Here is a 501-nt window from a genome sequence, read left to right as displayed (position 1 = left end):
TAAGTGCGAACAAACACTTCAACTACAAGGATTCAGGTTTTGTCACATCAGAATACTGTATTTCATCAATTACTCAAACCCATTTTGAGACAAGATTTTGAACGTCTTGCAAAACAATACCATCAAGGACAAAAATTAAGATCAGCAACACGATGGGATCAATTTATTGCAATATTAATGTCTCAACTATCATGCCGTCAAAGCTTGAGGGATATTGAATCTAATCTCGAATCACAACAGGAAAAGCTTTATCACCTTGGTGCCAAAAGAATTGCACGAAGTACGCTAGCAAGAATCAATGAAGAACAACCAGCTAGCTTGTATCAACAATTGTTTATCCAACTACTTCAACATTGTGAAAATACTAAGATTGCTCATAAATTCCGATTTAAAAATCCATTATATTCACTTGATGCGAGTCATATTGATCTTTCACTGTCATTGTGTGAATGGGCAAAAGTACATGAGTCCAAAGCCAGTATAAAACTTACAGTTGGGTTA

1 protein-coding gene is annotated in these 501 nt (G+C 35.1%); it reads left to right on the top strand.

Annotated elements, in window-relative coordinates; genetic code table 11:
- Positions 1-39: 39 nt before the first annotated feature.
- A partial coding sequence (locus tag ACE01U_RS17045; protein WP_395580021.1) for a DUF4372 domain-containing protein occupies positions 40-501 on the top strand: 462 nt, incomplete at its 3' end.

It is taken from the genome of Acinetobacter halobius, assembly GCF_044130335.1.
Classification (GTDB): Bacteria; Pseudomonadota; Gammaproteobacteria; order Pseudomonadales; family Moraxellaceae; genus Acinetobacter.
This window is presented reverse-complemented; position numbering and strand designations above follow the sequence as displayed.